General features: G+C 71.7%; 13 protein-coding genes and 2 pseudogenes. 6 read left to right on the top strand and 9 right to left on the bottom strand.

What is annotated here, in order from left to right; translation table 11 throughout:
• Positions 1 to 18: 18 nt before the first annotated feature.
• On the bottom strand, positions 19 to 1,245 hold the full coding sequence (locus ACFY3J_RS00425) for a hypothetical protein (protein WP_390839642.1): 1,227 nt from the start codon (positions 1,243 to 1,245) through the stop codon (positions 19 to 21).
• 17 nt (positions 1,246 to 1,262) lie between these two features.
• Positions 1,263 to 1,775, bottom strand: coding sequence for an RICIN domain-containing protein (locus tag ACFY3J_RS00420; RefSeq protein ID WP_384173692.1), 513 nt, complete (start codon positions 1,773 to 1,775; stop codon positions 1,263 to 1,265).
• Between the two features lie 200 nt (positions 1,776 to 1,975).
• Here ACFY3J_RS00420 and ACFY3J_RS00415 point away from each other — a divergent pair, with 200 nt between their 5' ends.
• Complete coding sequence (locus ACFY3J_RS00415) at positions 1,976 to 2,464, top strand: DUF3515 family protein (RefSeq protein WP_390839640.1); 489 nt, start codon at positions 1,976 to 1,978, stop codon at positions 2,462 to 2,464.
• A gap of 101 nt (positions 2,465 to 2,565) precedes the next feature.
• On the opposite strand, the gene ACFY3J_RS00410 is transcribed toward ACFY3J_RS00415, so the two are convergent.
• Positions 2,566 to 2,919, bottom strand: a complete 354-nt coding sequence (locus ACFY3J_RS00410) for a LuxR C-terminal-related transcriptional regulator (RefSeq protein WP_384173698.1) — start codon at positions 2,917 to 2,919, stop codon at positions 2,566 to 2,568.
• Between the two features lie 359 nt (positions 2,920 to 3,278).
• A complete protein-coding gene (locus ACFY3J_RS00405) occupies positions 3,279 to 4,268 on the bottom strand; it encodes a peptidoglycan-binding protein (protein WP_390839638.1) in 990 nt (329 codons plus the stop codon).
• Positions 4,269 to 5,477: 1,209 nt separating this feature from the next.
• Here ACFY3J_RS00405 and ACFY3J_RS00400 point away from each other — a divergent pair.
• Complete coding sequence (locus tag ACFY3J_RS00400; RefSeq protein WP_384174102.1) at positions 5,478 to 7,442, top strand: MDR family MFS transporter; 1,965 nt, start codon at positions 5,478 to 5,480, stop codon at positions 7,440 to 7,442.
• 82 nt (positions 7,443 to 7,524) lie between these two features.
• Here ACFY3J_RS00400 and ACFY3J_RS00395 read toward each other — a convergent pair whose 3' ends face one another.
• Both ACFY3J_RS00395 and ACFY3J_RS00390 read right to left on the bottom strand, forming a co-directional pair.
• Positions 7,525 to 8,025 carry a GNAT family N-acetyltransferase gene (locus tag ACFY3J_RS00395; protein ID WP_390839636.1) on the bottom strand — a complete coding sequence of 167 codons (501 nt, stop codon included), beginning with the start codon at positions 8,023 to 8,025 and terminating at the stop codon, positions 7,525 to 7,527.
• A 97-nt stretch (positions 8,026 to 8,122) separates the two neighbouring features.
• Entirely contained in the window at positions 8,123 to 8,527 is a 405-nt protein-coding gene (locus ACFY3J_RS00390; RefSeq protein WP_384173707.1) for a DUF1992 domain-containing protein, read from the bottom strand.
• 100 nt (positions 8,528 to 8,627) lie between these two features.
• Between ACFY3J_RS00390 and ACFY3J_RS00385 the strand changes: the two genes are divergently transcribed.
• The gene (locus tag ACFY3J_RS00385) at positions 8,628 to 9,020 is read left to right on the top strand and encodes a hypothetical protein (RefSeq protein WP_384173709.1); all 393 of its coding nucleotides are present in this window, start codon (positions 8,628 to 8,630) and stop codon (positions 9,018 to 9,020) included.
• Between the two features lie 314 nt (positions 9,021 to 9,334).
• Positions 9,335 to 10,538: pseudogene (locus tag ACFY3J_RS00380) on the top strand (RNA-guided endonuclease InsQ/TnpB family protein).
• A 35-nt stretch (positions 10,539 to 10,573) separates the two neighbouring features.
• Here the strand turns inward: ACFY3J_RS00380 and ACFY3J_RS00375 are convergent.
• Together ACFY3J_RS00375 and ACFY3J_RS00370 are read right to left on the bottom strand one after the other, a co-directional pair.
• Positions 10,574 to 11,245: an O-methyltransferase gene (locus ACFY3J_RS00375; RefSeq protein ID WP_384173712.1), complete on the bottom strand. Its 672-nt coding sequence runs from the start codon at positions 11,243 to 11,245 to the stop codon at positions 10,574 to 10,576.
• Positions 11,246 to 11,522: 277 nt separating this feature from the next.
• On the bottom strand, positions 11,523 to 12,887 hold the full coding sequence (locus tag ACFY3J_RS00370; protein ID WP_384173714.1) for an MFS transporter: 1,365 nt from the start codon (positions 12,885 to 12,887) through the stop codon (positions 11,523 to 11,525).
• 413 nt (positions 12,888 to 13,300) lie between these two features.
• Between ACFY3J_RS00370 and ACFY3J_RS00365 the strand changes: the two are divergent.
• Both ACFY3J_RS00365 and ACFY3J_RS00360 read left to right on the top strand, forming a co-directional pair.
• Positions 13,301 to 14,188, top strand: a pseudogene (locus ACFY3J_RS00365) (glycosyltransferase family 87 protein); the annotation flags it as partial.
• 179 nt (positions 14,189 to 14,367) lie between these two features.
• Positions 14,368 to 16,320, top strand: coding sequence for a glycoside hydrolase family 5 protein (locus tag ACFY3J_RS00360; protein ID WP_390839634.1), 1,953 nt, complete (start codon positions 14,368 to 14,370; stop codon positions 16,318 to 16,320).
• Here the strand turns inward: ACFY3J_RS00360 and ACFY3J_RS00355 are convergent.
• Entirely contained in the window at positions 16,299 to 16,739 is a 441-nt protein-coding gene (locus tag ACFY3J_RS00355) for an ATP-binding protein (RefSeq protein WP_390839632.1), read from the bottom strand. The two genes, ACFY3J_RS00360 and ACFY3J_RS00355, sit on opposite strands and share 22 nt — an antisense overlap.
• Positions 16,740 to 16,773 lie beyond the last annotated feature (34 nt).

The raw sequence follows: 16,773 nt of genomic DNA, 5'->3' as shown, positions 1-16,773 counted from the left end.
GGGGTCGGAGGGCGGGGGTCAGTAGCCGCCGTTGTTGCCGATCGTGCCGAGCTCGCACATCGGCTGGGACAGGCACAGCAGGCTGCTCATCCTCGACTGGTGCACGACCTTCGTGGAGTGCTTGTCGCCGCTGGTGTACCCGTACAGGTACATCTCGTGGTCCGGGGCCTTGCGGTACTTGCCCGACACGTAGAAGTCGCCGTTGCGGGCCAGCCGCGCGTCGTAGAACGCGCCGATGCCCGCCCGCTTCGGCCCGGACGTCGGGCAGAACGGGTCCGTGGCCTCGATCTGCGCGTGCACGGCACGGGTCTTGCCGTCGTAGCGCGTCTTCGTCCGGAAGTCGATGCCCTTCGTGGACGCCTTCCGTTTGTCCACCAGCTTGCCCGTCTTGGCGTTGTACACCTTCGTCCAGCCGGTCTCCGGGAAGAGTTCGTACGGCGACTTCTTCCAGTACACGATCCCGCGCAGGCCGGCCCGGAACGACGGGCCGGTCACCTTGCTGGAGAAGCCGTGGTTGTCGCCGGCGTACTTGTAGCCCTTGGTGTACTTGCAGCCCGACACCGAGCCCAGCTTGCTGGGCACGGTCGCCCACTGCTGCCGGATGAAGGACCGCCACACCACCGTCGTCTTGACGTAGCTCTTCGCCTTGGCCTCGATCTGCTGCGCCGTCCTGGCGAGCGTCGCGGTGTCGTCGGACCGCGGCACCGTCGCCGTCAGGCCCCAGGTGTGCCCGAGTCCACCGGCCTCACCGGTGATCCTGTAGTCGACCTGGCTGCCCGCCGCCACTCCCGTGTCGCGCAGGCTGTGACCAGGCGTGTCGGCGATCCTCACGCCGTTGCGGTAGACCGTGTACCGGGCCGCGCCCAGGTCGGGCCAGGACAGGTCGACGAACCGTGACGAGGCCGCCCACGCCGCCCGCTCCGCCTTCACCGGAGAGGAGGCGAGCGTGATGTCGGCGACCACCTTCTGGCCGCCGGCCGCGAGGATCTGCGTGTCGGCCGCCTTGCCGATGTACGTCCCGACCGGCGCCACCCGGGCCACCGACGCGGCCAGGCCCGGCTTCACCCCGCCGAACCGGCCGCTGTCCGCGTCGAGTACGAACACGGCGGCCTTGCCCGTGGGCGCCGCCGCCGTGGGCGCCCCGGACGCCTCCTGCGCGGAAGCGGACGTCAGTGACGACGCCAGCAGCACGGCGGGAATCGCCGTCACCGCCAGCACGCGCGGCAAGGAGCGCTTCCCCTGCATGAAAACCCCGCTCCCGATCAAGACAGGCCCCACTCCTGCCGGCCTCGCTCCTTGCTCGACGGGCTGGAGTGCCACGCCTCCAGATACGGCTTCGAGCCCGACTTGGTGGAGTTGGAGGCGATCGCCTTGTTCTTCGACCGGCTGATGATGCGTGAACCGGACAGCACCCACTGGTGGTTCTTCGACGAGGGCTTGCAGGTGTACTGGACGATGCGGCTCTTGGAGTCCACCGTCAGGCACTTGCCGGACTTGTCGTTCTTGATGGTGAACACCGACTGGTTGCTGTACAGGCGCTTCAGCGTCCACCGCTGCGTCTTGTCGGTCTTGGCGCACTTGGCCACGATCAGCCGCGCGTTGTTCTTCGTGCTGCCGCCCATCGACAGGCACGTGTTGGGCGCCCACACCCGTTCGAGCCGGGTGTGCGCGTACGGGTCCTTCGCCTGCGGTGCGGCCTGGGCCGGAGCCGACACCGCGGCCACCGTCCCGGTCACCACCGCGGCCAGCGCGAACGAACTGACTGCCTTGCGCATCGCTTCCCCCTGAACAGTCGATCTGCTTGCGCGACCGAACTTAGGCACGAACAACCTTCGCCACCACGTCTGTTGGGGAGGTGTCCAAAGAGGCAATGCCCGAAAGGACATGAACCCGGGCCGCGTCAACCGCGTCCGTACCGATGCCCTAACGTTGCGCCCGACCCAGCCGCCCCCGCCCCGGGAAGACGACCCCGAGCATGCCCTCCACCCGCCGATCGCGGCCCGCACTGATCGCGGGAGTGTGCGTCGTCGCCGCCGGCGCCGCCCTCACCGCCTACGCCTTCGCCGACACCGGTGCCGACGCCGGGATACGCCCCGCGAAGGCCTCCGGCGCCCCGCACTGCCACCGCATCGCCGACGCCGCCCCCGCGTCCCTCGGCGGCCTTCCCCGCCGCGACAACGACCTTCCCGGCATCGCCGTCTGGGGGGACCGCGACATCGTGCTGCGCTGCGGAGTCACTCCTCCCGGGCCGACCGGCGACCCGTGTTTCGCGGTCGACGGCGTGGACTGGGTCATCGACCTGGCCCAGTCCACCAGCGGCAGGAAAGTCGTCGTCACCTACGGCCGTACCCCCGCCACCCAGGTGGTCTTCGACGGCGCGGCGAAGACCGACGCCGCCTTGGTGAACCTCTCCAGGCTCGTCGCCCCCATCCGGCCGACGTCCCACTGCCTCGCGGCGGAGTGACCGGCCCCGTGCCCGCCCGGTGACGGACGGGCACAGAGCCTCCTCCGCACGGCCGTACTGCTGTACGGCTTGTACGGCTGTGCAGTTGTGCCGCCATGCGGCTATGCGGCGGAGGACTGACGTCTCTGCCCCGGAACCGGAACCCTCGCCAGGTGCCGCGTGCACGCCGGATCCGGGCACAACGCGTCGTGGGCCAGAGCGGCGACGATCGCGGCCTGCGTCCGCGTCTGCTGACCGGTCTTGTCCACGATGTTCGCGATGTGCGCCTTCACCGTGCGCTCCGCGATCCCCAGCTCCCGGGCCAACTCCCGGTTGCCCAAGCCCGTCCCGAGCAGCAGAAGCACTTCCCGCTCCCGCCCGGTCAGGCTCTCCAGCCTCCACACCCCGCACCCCGGATTGTGTCCCGTACGCCGGTACGAACAGGCTGGATCCACCACATCGGACCGTTTGGTCATGTCGGCCCTTCCTGGCCCGGCTTCTCCCAGCAGACCCCCGTGGCCTGGTTGCGGCCGGACCGATCCCAACTTACCCATCGGTCACCCCGTGAGCACGCCCTTACGGAGGCCCCAACCCCCCTTTGCCCCATAGGCCTTCGGTCCTGGAAGGGGCTCTTGTCACGATGCCTGAACAGCGGCATCGACCGGTGGAATGCCCTGTGTCACCACCCGACCGGCCGACCGCGCCCGCCGGGGCAAAGGTGCCACAGATCACATGCCGTCACCTCGCTGGCGGGTGTGACGTGTTGGCCCGACAGCAGCCCGACCCAGCCGGATCGCCGGGTCAAGAATCACAGTCCGTCGACCACACCCACGGCTCAGGGTGCCGTCGTCTCCGACTCCAGCCGTGCCCTCGTCGCCGGTCCGTAGACTCCGAGTTCGTCGGCGGCGATACCGCGGGACCACTGGTACGCGCGCACGGACTTCTCCAGCCGGCGGCCGAAGACGCCGTCCGCCTTCCCCGGGTAGAGGAACAACTGGCCCAGCCGCGACTGGAGTTCCGTCACCTCGGAGCCCTGGTCGCCGCGGCGCAGCACCGGGGCGGGGGCCGCCGGGGCGCTGGCGCGCATGGTCGTCGCGGTCTCCGTCGGGCCGGCCGGCTCCGACCCCGGGACGGGAACGTTCCCCTCCTGCGATCCGGACGGCGACGGCTCCGCCGTCCCCGACGCCGAGGCCGATGCGGACGGCGAGGCGCTCGCGCCGGGCGACGGCGACTCGCTCGCGGTCGCCGGGGCCGACGACGCGTACGACGGTGCGGCGGCCGTCGGCGCGGATGCCGTGGGTGTCTCCACCCATGTGTCCGGCACCGCCTCCCGTACCTGGCGGGAGGCATGGTCCCGCTCCGGCGACTGGTAGGAGAACAGTCCGCTCGCGAATCCGGCCCCCGCCACGATCGTGACCACGACCGCGCACGCGGCGAGTACGACGGCGGGGCGGGTGCGCCGGCCGCCGCGGTGGCTGCCCGCCCGGACCTTGGGGCCCTCGGTGCCGGTGGACGGCTCCGGGGCGGTCGCCGGGCCCGCCGTCGTCGCCGTGTCGAACATGCTCACGTCGGCCGCGCTCGGTTCGCCCGGTGGCGGTGCGAACAGGCCGGGTCGGGTGGTGCGGGCCGGCGGCTGCGCGGGGATGGCCCGCAGCGCCATCGTGGCTTCCGCGGGGGTGGCCTGTTGTGTCGTCGAGGGTGAGGTGGGGGTGCCCTGTTGTGCCGTCGACGGCTGGGTGGGGGTGCCCTGGTGCCCGGTCGGCGCTTCAGTGGGGGCGGCCCGCCGTGCCGACGCGGCCTCCGCGGGGAGGGTCCGCAGCGCCATCGTGGCCTCCGCGGGGGAGGGGGGCCGTGGCTCCTCGCCGGTGGCCCCGGTGGATCCGGTTGCTTCAGGGGCGGCCCCAGCGGTCTCGGCGGTCCCAGTGGCCCCGATGACTCCGGAAGCCCCGGTGGCTCCGGTGGCTTGGGCGGCCCTGGCATCTCCGGTGGCTCCTGGGGCCTGTGGGTCTCCGGCGGCTCCAGCAACCTGGGCGTTTCCGACGGATCCGGCGACTCCGGTGCTCCCGCCGTCTCCAGTGACCCCGGCGGCTCCGGTGGCCCTACCGTCCTCGGCGGGTCCAGCGGCCACAGCGGCTCCGGCGGCCCCAATCGCTCCGAAAGCCTCGGTGGCTCCGGTGGCTCCGGTGGCTCCAGAACTCTGAGCGTCTCCGACGGGTCCAGCGACCCCGGCGGCCCCGGGGACCCCAACGCCCCCGGCGTCTCCAGCGACTCCAGCGACTCCGGCGGCTCCCGTCGCCCCGGCGGCCCCGTCGGTCCCGACCGCGCCGTCCCCAGCCAGGGCGGCCCCCGACATGGCGGTGCCCCCTGCCGGAGTGCTCCCCGTGGTGGTGCTCCCCGCCGGAACGCCCCCGGTCAGCGCGCCGCCCTCCGTCGGCGTCTCCCCGATGTCCACGTACGGCCGTATCCGCAGTGGATTGAAGTCCTCCGCCGCCGCGGCCTCGGCCGTTCGGGCGTCGCGCAGAGCGTCGGACGCCCGGCTTCCGCAGGCGCATGACGGGGTGTTGTCCCTGCCCCGGGGCACCCCGCATTCGGGGCAGACGTGCCCCCTCCGCTCTTCCACGCGTCGGTCCCCTCCCGTGCGAACTCCAAGGATTATGCAGATCCTCCACACACCTTCTCCCTGAAGGTCCCCCGGAATGGCGGCGTCCGGGAGGACTCAACAGGCCATAACGGGACACACCGATGACGATGGAAGTTGTCACGAGAGCGTCGGGAGGACTTCATGGCCGGCGATGGGCACGGCAGGACCGGCATGACGGGGACGACGGGCGACGTCCCCGACGGCGACCGGCCGTCGTCGGCCATGCCCGCGTCGTCGGCCATGCCCGCGTCGCCGAAGTCGTCGAAGCCGCCGCAGCCCCCGCAGTCGCCGCGGCCTCCACAAGCCCCCCAGCCCCCGCCCGGCGACCCCGCGGCCCCGCCCGAGCAGGTGCCCGGCAACGTCCTCGTCTCGATCGGCGCGCTGCTCCTCGGCATGCTGCTGGCCGCGCTCGACCAGACCATCGTGTCGACCGCGCTGCCCACCATCGTCAGCGACCTCGGCGGCCTGGAGCATCTGTCCTGGGTGGTCACGGCGTATCTGCTGGCGTCGACCGCCGCGACTCCGCTGTGGGGCAAGCTCGGTGACCAGTACGGGCGCAAGAAGCTCTTCCAGGCCGCGATCGTGATCTTCCTGATCGGTTCCGCGCTGTGCGGCATGGCGCGGAACATGCCCGAGCTGATCGGGTTCCGGGCGTTGCAGGGCCTGGGCGGCGGCGGGCTGATGGTGCTGTCGATGGCGATCGTCGGCGATGTCGTCTCACCCCGCGAACGCGGCCGCTACCAGGGCCTGTTCGGTGCGGTGTTCGGAACGACCAGTGTGCTCGGGCCGCTGCTCGGCGGGCTGTTCACCCAGCACCTGAGCTGGCGCTGGGTGTTCTACGTCAACCTGCCCGTCGGCATGGTCGCCCTCGCCGTGATCGCGGCCGCCCTGCGCATCCCGCACCGGTCGCAGCGGCACGTCATCGACTACCTCGGCACCCTCCTCATCGCCTCGGTCGCCACCTGCCTGGTGCTGGTCGCCTCGCTCGGCGGCACCACCTGGGGCTGGGGTTCGCCGCAGATCATCGGCCTGGCGGTGGTGGGCGTCGCGCTCGTCCTCGCGTTCCTGGCCGTGGAGGGGAGGGCGGCCGAGCCGGTGCTGCCGCTCAAGCTGTTCCGCATCCGCACGTTCTCCCTCTCCGCGGTCATCAGCTTCATCGTCGGCTTCGCCATGTTCGGCGCGATGACCTACCTGCCGACGTTCCTCCAGGTCGTGCGGGGCATCTCGCCGACGCTGTCCGGTGTGCACATGCTCCCGATGGTGGTGGGCATGCTGTCGGCCTCCACCGGTTCCGGGCAGATCGTCAGCCGCACCGGCCGCTGGAAGGTGTTCCCCGTAGTGGGCACCGCCGTCACCGCGATCGGCCTGCTCCTGCTGCACCAGCTCGACGAGCACAGCTCGACGGCCGTGATGAGCGCCTGCTTCTTCGTCTTCGGCGTGGGCCTCGGCCTGGTCATGCAGGTGCTCGTCCTCATCGTGCAGAACGCCGTCAGCTACGGGGACCTCGGCGTCGCCACCTCCGGCGCCACCTTCTTCCGCTCCATCGGCGCCTCCTTCGGCGTGGCCATCTTCGGCACGGTCTTCGCCAGTCGGCTCGGTGAGAAACTGACCGCCGTCTTCACCGGCGTGCCGCTGCCGCCGGGGGTGTCGGCGAACGCCCTGAAGTCCGATCCGCGCGGCATCGCCGCCCTGCCGGCCACGCTGCGCCCGGCGGCCCTTCACGCGTACGCGTCCGCGATCACCGACGTCTTCCTCTACGCCGCCCCGGTCGCCCTCCTCGGCTTCGTGCTGGCCTGGTTCCTGAAGGAGGACCGGCTGCGCGGCTCGGTCACGGCCCCCGACGTCACGGAGACGTACGCGACCAACCCGGTCGAGCGGTCCTCGTACGACGAGGTGTGCCGGGCGCTGTCCGTGCTGGGCACCCGTGAGGGGCGGCGCGAGATCTACCGGGAGATCACCGTGCGGGCGGGCTACGACCTCGACCCCGCGGCGAGTTGGCTGGTGCTGCGGATCAGGAAGTACGGCTGGGTGGAGCCCGCCCTGCTGGCCGAGCGCACCACCATCCCGCTGGGCGTGATCATCGGGGCCACCCGCCAGGTCGAGGAGCGGCATCTGGGTGAGCGTCGCGGCGTGGACCTCGTACTGACCGAGGGGGGTCTGGAGGCAGCGGAGCGTCTGGCGCACGCCCGGGAGGAGTCGCTCGCCGGGCTGCTCGGCGACTGGTGGGGGCCGGACCGGCCCACCGACCTGGTGCAGCTGGTGAAGGAGCTGACGGGAGAGCTGTGCGGGTCGGACGGGGAGCGGCCGGACCGGGAGTGGCCGTACGACGGCCGACGGCCGGCTCCCCGCCCGATGTGAGACGGCGGCCGGTGACCACCGCCCCCGACCGGGGCCGGCAGCCACCGGCCGGGGGTCCTCGGCCGCCGGCCCGGATGGAGGGTCAGCGCAGCGGTTTGCCGAACCAGTGCTCGGCGTAAGGGTCGTCGTTGTGTCGTCCGTTCTCCGTGTAGCCGAGCCGGGCGTACAGGGCGCGGGCCTCCACGAGGTCGCTGCGGGTGTCCAGGATCATCCGCCGGGCGCCGAGCGCGCGGGCGGCGTCCTCGGCCGCGGCGACCAGGAGGGCGGCGCCGCCCCTGCCTCGCATCTCCTCGCGCAGGAACACCCGGGTGAGTTCGGCTCGTTCCGCGTCCAGCAGTCGTACGCCCGCGGTGCCGGCCGGGGTGCCGTCGTACCGGGCGAGAAGCAACTGCCCGGTGGGCGGGGCGAGTTCGGCGCCCGTGCCGGCGGCGATCTCCCGCTCCAGCTCGTCGGGGTCGGTGCGGCGCCCCTCGTGCAGCAGGTACCAGCGGTCGCTGACCTCCGTGTAGTACGCGCGCCACAGCGCCGCGGCCGCGGGGGAGTTGACGGGCTCGGGGGCGATGGTCCAGGTCACGACCGACATTGTGGGGACGCTGAGGGCGGCGGGCGCAACCGGTTAAAGCGCGTACCGGACGCCCCACGGGCCCACGGGATCGGGAGGCCTGCTCGGACGCCAGGACCTACCCGGCCGGCTCCCGCCGCCTCCGCCACTCCTGGACGACCTCCTCGACGTCGTACCGCTTCAGGCCCAGTGGTGGGCCCGGTGGCGGCTTCAGCATCATGTCGAGGATCTTGGTGTTGATGTCCGCGATGACGGCGCGGACGATCCGTTCCGAGGGGGCCGCCAGGGCCGCCGCGAGCGCGTCCTCGGCCTGTTTGCGCAGTGCGAGCGACGGCGGCAGGTAGGACAGGCCCTCGCGGGCCATCTTCCGCTTGACCCACCACAGCTCGTCGTACGTCATGTCGTCCGGCAGCGGCTTTCCCGCGCCCGGCAGGCGGTCGAACTCTCCGCGTCCCTGCGCGTCGCGGATCTGCTTGTCGACCCAGGAGCCGAACGCAACACCGGGTGGCTTTCGCTCGGTCATGGGTCCATTGTGCCGGACGCGGCCGGGCCGGGCGTTTTATCATGCGGCGGCGGCCAGGCAATCCGGCCACCGCGCGAAGGACGTCTCAAGGGGAATCCACGTGCTCGAACTGACCATGGCCTCCGTCTCCGGGACGGACGCGGGCGCCACGGCCGGGATGCTCATGGCCGACGCTCCCAGCGAGCCGGGTGCCGCGCTGCGGGTGGGCCGGGACCCGTCCGTGTGCCGCCTGGTGACGCCCGACGACTGGCTGTTCGTCTCCCGGGTCCACCTGGAGTTCCAGTGCGCGGCCGACGGTACCTGGCAGGTCACCTGGCTGCGCGGCTCCCAGCCGGAGCCGTCGTCCGAGGTCCGGCTGACCACGGGTGAGTACGTTCAGCCGCTCGCCTACGGCGGGACCGTCGCGCTGCCCCGGGGCGGATCCGGCGAGATCGTGGTGCAGGACCGTACGAGTCCGCGCAGCGTCAACGTCGGGTTCTTCCACGAGGCGTGAGCACCGCGCGGGTGGCGGAAGGGCGGCCGGTCACTCCGGCCAGTCACCTGCTCTCGTGCGAGGAGGGCCCGGCGCTCACGCCGGGTAGGAATCGCATCCTGTGACAGCGGCGCGGAGTGCCGCCGCGTCCGGGTTCCGGGGCGCGGAGCGCCCTGACGGCCTGCCCGGGGGAGCAGGATGAACGCGAACGCGTGTGCTGGTGTTCGCTGATCGGGGTGGTCGCATCGGCAGAGGGGTGCGGGTGTTCGGGTGTCGTGCGTACGGTCGCGTGGTGGGTGCCGGGTGATCGGGACGAGTCCTGGGGGGTGGCAGGCATGGCGGCGGTGCGGGAGGGCGACGGGGGCGGACACGCCCGGTACACGTACCGGCTGCGGGTGTCGGCCACGGTCCGGGCGGGACTGGAGGCGGAGTGGGGGGCGGTGCCGGTGGGCGTGGAACGAGTGTGTGGCCCGTTCCAGGAAGGCCCACGCCGAGGGTGAGGAGTGCGGTCCGGCCCGGCTGGACCGGATGCTGACCCGGGCCCGCGCGGTGACACCGTGGCTGGCCGCGGGCTCCTGTGTGCCGCAGCAGCAGATCATCCGCGACTTCGCCGCATCCCGCACGAAGGCGCTCAGGGGCATCAAGGAGCGGCTGCCGCTGAGGCGGCGGGCCGGGATGCCCCGGCACAAGAGGAAACGCGGGGCCGATCCGACGCTGAACTACACGCGGCGCGGGTTCCGGCTCAAGGACGGGATGCTGCGCCTGGCGGGCGGGATCGTCCTGACCGTGGTGTGGTCCCGTCCTCTCCCGGCCGAGCCCTCCTCGGTGCGCGTGTACCGCGACCACCTCGGCCACTGGTACGCCTCGTTCGTCGTCCCCGCCCCGATCGAGCCGCTCCCGTCGACCGGTGCGGTGATCGGCATCGACTGGGGCGTCAAGGAGACAGCCACCACCACCTCCTACGCCCACGACCTCCCCCACGCTCAGCACGGCCGGAAGTCCCAGGCCGAGCTGGGCCGGTACGACCGGATGATGGCCCGCCGCAGGCCGAAGAAGGGGCAGGCCGCGTCGAGGGGCTACCGGGAGGCGAAGAGGTGGCGGGCCAAGACCTACGCGAAGATCGCCCGGCAGCGCCAGGACACCGCCCGCAAGTGGGCGAAGAAAGTCGTGCACGACCACGACGCGATCGCGGTGGAGGACTTCCGGCCGAAGTTCCTCGCCAGGACGTCGATGGCCCGCAAGGCGGCCGATGCCGCGATCGGCGCCACCAAGCAGGCCCTGATCGAGATGGGCCGCAAACACGCGCGGGATGTGCGTCTGGTGCATCCCGCGCACACCACCATGGACTGCGGATCGTGCGGAGCGAGAACCAAGCACGCACTGCCGCTGTCGGAACGCACCTACACCTGCACCGCGTGCGGAGCCGTCTGTCCCCGGGACAAGAACTCCGCCCGCGTGATGCTCGTCCGGGCAGGTCTGGACCCGGTTGGTGTCGAGGGCGCAAGACCACCTGGAGCGCAGCTCCAGGAGGCGGCCTGAGCCAGGAATCCCCTTCCCTTCAGGGAGGGGAGCAGTCAATCCAGCACCCGCGCCAGCGCGAAGCCGTCGTGGCCCTTGGTGCCGACCGTCTGGATCGCCGTGCCGTCCAGCCTGGGATGCTCGGCGATGAGTTCGAGGGCGGCCCGGGTGCCGAGCACGCTCGGGTCGGTGCTGGTGGGGTCGGTGACGTGGCCGCCGCGTACGACGTTGTCCAGGACGATCAGGCTGCCGGTGCGGGTCAGGCGCAGCGCCCACTCCACGTAGTGGTGATTGTTGGCCTTGTCGGCGTCGATGAAGACCAGGTCGAAGGGCGGCGGGTTCTCGTCGGCGAGCTGGGGAAGCGACTCCAGGGCCGGACCTACCCGCACCTCGGCGACCCGGTCCAGGCCGGCGCGCGCGATGTTGCGGCGGGCCACGTCGGCGTGGCGCGGGTCGTACTCGAGGGAGATCAGCCGTCCGTCGGCGGGCAGCGCACGGGCCAGCCAGATGGTGCTGTAGCCGCCGAGCGTGCCGATCTCCAGGATGGCGCGGGAGCCCTGGACCTGGGCGAGGAGGTGCAGCAGCTTGCCCTGGTTCGCGGTGACGTTGATGCGTGGCAGCCCCTCCGCGTCGCTGTCGCGCAGCGCGGCCTGAAGGGGTTCGTCCTCCGGGGAGAGCAGAGTGGTGAAATAGGCGTCCACGTCGTCCCACAGTTGCGAGTCGCTCATGCACCAGGCCTTTCGTATGTCTAGTTAGATTCTCTAACTAGCCGGGCTAACGAATATAGCCGGGTGCGGTGGTGCTGTCAGGCAATGTCAGTCGTTCGGAGGCGGCTCGTGGATCCGGTCTGCCCGAGGGCCGCGACGGCAGCGGCCTTCGGGTCACAACGGCAGCCGCCGGGCTGCGGCAGCGGCCGACTTCGGGCCGCGACGGCACCGCCGCCCCCGGCAGGAGCCGGGGGTGGCGGTGGGAAGTCGGGTGGGCCAGGCGGCCGGAACAGGGGGCTCACGCCTCCACCGACGGCGCCGAGCCCGGCAGCGGCCGGCCCGCGGACTCCGCCATGAACCAGACCGCCGCGCCGCCGATCAGCGAGGCCGCCATCATGTAGTAGGCGGGCATCATCAGGTTGCCGGTCGCGCCGATCAGGGCGGTGACCACCAGCGGCGTCGTCCCGCCGAACAGCGAGACGGAGACGTTGAAGCCGATCGACAGCGAGCCGTAGCGGACCCGGGTCGGGAACAGCGCCGGCAGGGCGGACGGCATCGCGGCCGTGAAGCAGACCAGGAGCAGGCCCAGGGCGGCCATGCCCAGGCCCACCGCCGCCAGGCTGCCCTGGCGGATCAGCAGCAGCGCCGGGATCGACAGGAACAGGAAGCCCGCGCAGCCGGCGGCGATCACCGGACGGCGTCCGACACGGTCGGTCAGCGCGCCCGCGAACGGCTGGACGATCATCATCAGGGCCATCACGCCGAGCACGACGACCAGACCGTGCGTCTCGTCGTACTTGAGCACGCTGGTCAGATAGCTCGGCATGTACGACAGCAGCATGTAGTCGGTGACGTTGAAGACCAGGACCAGGCCCACGCACAGCAGCAGCGCCTTCCACTGGCCGGCGATCATCTCGCGCAGCGGCACCTTCGGGCGGTTCGACTCGCACGCGGCGGCCTCGGCCGTGAACGCCGGGGTCTCCTCCAGGCGCATCCGCAGGTAGAGGCCGATGATGCCCATGGGGCCGGCGATCAGGAACGGGATCCGCCAGCCCCAGGAGGTCATCTGGTCCGAGGACAGCAGGGCCGTCATCAGGGTGACCAGGCCCGCGCCGCCGATGTAACCGGCCAGGGTGCCGAACTCCAGCCAGCTGCCGAGGAAGCCGCGCCGCTTGTCCGGGGCGAACTCGGCGATGAAGGTGGACGCCCCCGCGTACTCGCCGCCGGTGGAGAAGCCCTGCACCAGCCGGGCCACGAGCAGCAGCAGCGGCGCTCCGACGCCGATCGTCGCGTAGGACGGGATGAGGCCGATCGCGAAGGTGCCCACGGCCATCATGATCATGGTGCAGGCCAGCACCTTCTGACGGCCGACGCGGTCACCCAGCGGGCCGAAGACCATGCCGCCGAGCGGGCGGACCAGGAAGGCCGCGGCGAAGGCGCCGAACGTGGAGAGCAACTGCGCCGTCGGGTTGCCGGAGGGGAAGAAGACCTTGCCCAGCGTCACCGCGATATAGCTGTAGACACCGAAGTCGAACCACTCCATGGCGTTGCCCAGCGCGGCGGCCTTCACGGCGCGCCGGACGAGCGCTGGGTCGGTGACGGTGGTGTGGCGGCTCTTGGTGAGGGAGACGGACCGTGGCGCGGTGACGGTGACAGCTGACAAGGCTTCGCTCGCCTGCCTTTCGACGGGGACAGGGACCCGGCCCGTGCGGCGGCGCTGACGCAGGGGCCGAAAGCGGCCCACCGGGGCAGGCCGAAAATCGACCATACGACTGCCCGTGTCCGTTACGCACCGTACGCACGTCGATGCATGCTGCACCTAAATGTTCGATGTGCAGGCACTTAGCCCCCGCACGGATCGTGATTCTCCGCTCCGCACTGTGATCCTTCTCGCGCCCCGGACGGGGAACCGAACCGTCCGCGCACCATCGTCGTCCTGACAAAAGGCGATCGGACGCCAGGTGAATCGGGGGTAGCCGCGTCCTTCTCCGGGGGAGGTGCGAGCCTCTCGGGAATGGCGAATGGGTTCCCGGCGCGGGAGCGCGCGGGACATACGGGGCGGGAGGCCGACGGGGCGTGGCGAATGCGGAGCGCAGTGGGGGGCCGACGGTGGCGTTCGGAGCGGCGGCGGACCCGGTCACGGCGCGCCTGCACGCGACTCGCCTGGGCCTGTGGCTGATCGCCGGGATCCTCGCGATACGGCAGGTGGCCGTCGTCCTCAGTACCCCGAGCGGCAGTCGGCTCACCGACCTGGAGACCTGAGTCGGACCGAGCGGCGTCCTGCACGTCAAGGGGTCGCTGTACGAGTCGACGCAGTTCACCGGCACCCCGTTCGGCGGCCTTGTGCTGAAGTCGCTGACCAGGGCCGCCGAGCAGGCGCTCGGCTGGGGATGGACCTTCGGCACGCTGCTGCTGGTGGTCGCCCTGGGCCTGATCGCCGCCCGCGCCCTGCCCGATCCGGTCGGCCGCCGCACCTCGCTGCTGGCCGCGCTCGTCGCGATCAGCCTGCGCATGCTGTCGCTGCCGGTGCGCAACGCGCTCTGCCTCGGCCAGACCAGCGTCATCCCGGTCCTGCTCGTGCTGCTCGGCTGCTTCGTCGTGCGCGGGCAGCGGGCCGGCGGCGCGCTGATCGGCCTCGCGGCCGCGCTGCAGCCCACGGTGCTCCTCTTCGCTCCCCTGCTGTGGTTCACCCGGCGCCGGCAGGCCGCCGTCTCCACCGCCGTCACGTTCGCCGCGTGCACCGCGCTCGCCTGGGCCGCGATGCCGCGCGACTCCTACACCTACTGGGTGCACCACATGGCGGGCGTGGGCCTCGGCGGCCGCGCCAACGCGCTCGCCAACCAGTCCGTGCGCGGCGCCCTGCTGCGGCTCGGCCTGACGGGCCCGCTGGAGATAGGCCTGTTCCTGCCGCTGGGCGCGGCGGTCGCGGTGCTCGGCCTGCGCCGGCCCGCGCGCGGTCGCCGCGCCCGCCGCACCGGAGAGGCAACCGACAGCCGAACTCGTCACCCGCTGACGAGCCGGAACAAACAAAGGGCCCCGTTGGGGCACGGAAGGCGTCCCGCGTGGCCGGCAGACGCGTACAGGCGGGATCCGGTGGGTGAGGGCTGGACTGGTGTCCCGGGGTCCATCATGCTGACGCATCCATGACATCCAGGTCACTCGGGACGGTCACCGTGCGCGGATTCTTAGTCAGGGCCACACTGGCCGCCGTACTCCTGCTGGCGCCCCTGGCGCCTGTCCCCGCGGCCGCCGTGCCGCAGCAGCCCGGCGGTGAGGCCGCGGCGCCTTCCGGAGCCGCCGCGGACTGGACGCCGCCGCTCAGTACACGGGGCCGCTGGATCGTCGACGCGAACGGCGACCGGTTCAAACTGCGGTCGGGCAACTGGCACGGAGCCAGCGGCACCTGGAACGGCTCCGGAAGCACCGACGACGACGCCAACCACCACGCGGGGGAGAACTCCGGCCGCGTCCCGCTGGGCCTGGACCGGGCCCCCATGGCCGAGATCGTCTCCGGCTTCCAGGAGATCGGGATCAACAGCATCCGGCTGCCCTTCTCCAACGAGATGATCCACGACGACCGTCCCGTCACGGACCGCGCCGTCGCCGCCAACCCCTCCCTGCGCGGAAAGACACCACTCCAGGTGTACGACGCGGTCGTGCGGGAACTCACCGCCGCCGGTCTCGCCGTGATCCTCAACAACCACACCAACACCACACGCTGGTGCTGCGGAGTCGACGGCAACGAGCGCTGGAACGCCGGCCAGTCCACTCAGACCTGGGAGAACGACTGGCTCTTCATGGCCCGCCGCTACCAGGACAACAAACGCGTCGTCGGCGCCGACCTCTACAACGAGGTGCGCCGCAGCGTCTGGGACGACCCCAACTGGGGCCTCGGCGACGACCACGACTGGTTCGCCGCCTCGCAGCACCTCGCCGACCGCATCCTCACGGAGGCCGACCCCGACCTCCTGATCATCGTCGAGGGCATCAACTGGACCGGCATCCCCGTCGACGGCTTCGCCCACGGGCGTCCCACCCTGGAACCCGTACGCCGCCTCTCCCACACGCTCGTCGACTCCGGCAAGCTCGTCCACTCGGCCCACTTCTACGACTACACGGGCCCGAACCACAGCGGCGCCACCGGACTCGGCGAGACCAGCGACCCCCGCTACCGCGACCTCACCCCCACTGAACTGGCCGACGTGGTGAACCGCCAGGCGCTCTACGTGGCCGGCGAGCAGGACCAGCATTTCACCGCCCCGGTCTGGATCAGCGAGTTCGGCGTCGGCGGCCGCGAGGAGACCGGTGCCGCACCGCGGGCCTGGTTCGAGAACTTCGTCGACGACCTCATCCGTGCCGACGCCGACTTCGCGTACTGGCCGCTCGTCGGCTGGCACGAGGACCGCAAGGGCAACGGCTGGGCCCTGCTGCACTGGGACGCGGCCGGCCACCGCATGGGCGTCTACGACGGCGACGACTGGCGGGCCGGCGCCTGGACCCGGCTCGTCCGGGCCCAGGGGCGCACCGGCCCGGTCGCCCCCGTGGCGAACTGGTCGATGCTCAGCCCCGACCACGGCGACTTCGTCGCCTCACGGCGGATGCGCGCCCTGCCCGACTGGAACCCCGGCGCCCGCAAGGCCGTCTGCCCCGACGGACAGCGCCTCCTCGGCCTCAGCCACACCGGCAACCGCGGCCTGTGCACGGACGTGTCCACCGGCCCCCTGGCGAACCCCTCCGGCACCCACGAGGTGGTCACCGACGAGCGCCATGTCGCCCCGGGCCGGGACTGGGCCAGTGGGTACACCAAACTCCAATGCGCCGACGGCCAGTTCCTCACCGGCTACAGCGTCCGCGGCTCGGCCGTCTCCGCCGTCCTGTGCACCGCCGCCCCGGCCGGAGCACTCGGCACGAGCGGGCGGACCGTCTGGTTCGACCGGGGCGACAACAGGGGCCCGGCTCCCCAGGGCGGCGACTTCGCCTACGGCCATTACAAGGGCCAGTGCGCGAACGACGAGTACCTGGCCGGAATCGCCTACACCGGCCGACTGGGCTCCAGCCGGACCCCGGACGCCCTCTACTGCCGCAAGCTGAGCTGAGAGGGAGGCTCCGGCGCCTCCGTCCGTGAGGCGCCGGAGCACTCGAACCACACGGTCTTTCCGGCCCCTCCGCGCGGTTCCACGCCCCACTTGTCGGTCACGGCGTCGACCAGCAGCAGTCCCCGCCCGCCCTCCGCCTCCGGGCACAAGTCCGAGGGGAGGGCGGGCAGTTGCGGCGACCCGTCCGTCACCTCCACGCGGACCCCTTCCGTCTGCCGTAGCACCAGCACAGTGCACCGCCGGTCCGGAACGTGCCGTACGACGTTGGCGACCAGCTCGGTCACGGCCAGCTCCACCGCGTCGGTGAGCCCGGCCAGGTCCCAATCACCCAGGCAGGAGCGGACGATACGGCGAATGTGCCGCGCGGAGTGCTCACCGAGGGTGAGGCACATGCGGTACTGGGGGAAATAGTCGTTCACGGTACGAGGCTGACCTGTTGTCACTACGCTGGGC

The sequence above is a fragment of the Streptomyces sp. NPDC001231 genome, from assembly GCF_042896885.1.
Taxonomy (GTDB): domain Bacteria; phylum Actinomycetota; class Actinomycetes; order Streptomycetales; family Streptomycetaceae; genus Streptomyces.
Note: the sequence above shows the minus strand (reverse complement) of the source record. Positions and strands in the feature narration are given on the sequence as shown.